Source organism: Nocardioides allogilvus, assembly GCF_003047285.1.
GTDB classification, from domain to species: domain Bacteria; phylum Actinomycetota; class Actinomycetes; order Propionibacteriales; family Nocardioidaceae; genus Nocardioides; species Nocardioides allogilvus.
Window position 1 is genome coordinate 1 of record NZ_PZYX01000047.1, and the last position, 787, is coordinate 787.

The window sequence follows — 787 nt, forward strand, 5'->3', positions numbered from 1 at the left end:
ATCGGCTGCAGCAGTAGCTCAAGCAGCTCCACAACAAAATACTTTCTACGCAGGTGCGAAAGTTGGTCAATCATCATTTCACCACGGTGTTAACCAATTAAAATCTGGTCACGATGATCGTTATAATGATAAAACACGTAAGTATGGTATCAACCGTAACTCTGTAACTTACGGTGTATTCGGCGGTTACCAAATCTTAAACCAAAATAACTTCGGTTTAGCAGCTGAATTAGGCTATGACTACTACGGTCGCGTACGTGGTAACGTAGATGAATTCCGTACAGTTAAACACTCTGCTCACGGTTTAAACTTAGCGTTAAAACCAAGCTACGAAGTATTACCTGACTTAGACGTTTACGGTAAAGTAGGTATTGCGGTTGTTCGTAATGACTATAAAAAATATGGTGCGGAAAACACTAACGAATCAACAACAAAATTCCACAAATTAAAAGCATCAACTATTTTAGGTGCAGGTGTTGAGTACGCAATTCTTCCTGAATTAGCGGCACGTGTTGAATACCAATACTTAAACAAAGCGGGTAACTTAAATAAAGCATTAGTTCGTTCAGGCACACAAGATGTGGACTTCCAATATGCTCCTGATATCCACTCTGTAACAGCAGGTTTATCATACCGTTTCGGTCAAGGCGCTGTAGCACCAGTTGTTGAGCCAGAAGTTGTAACTAAAAACTTCGCATTCAGCTCAGACGTTTTATTTGATTTCGGTAAATCAAGCTTAAAACCAGCAGCAGCAACAGCTTTAGACGCAGCTAACACTGAAATCGCC

1 protein-coding gene is annotated in these 787 nt (G+C 40.5%); it reads left to right on the plus strand.

Annotated features, from left to right (window positions below):
* Window positions 1-787: outer membrane beta-barrel protein (locus C9J87_RS19355; protein ID WP_107706366.1), on the plus strand; the 787-nt coding region annotated here is incomplete at both ends.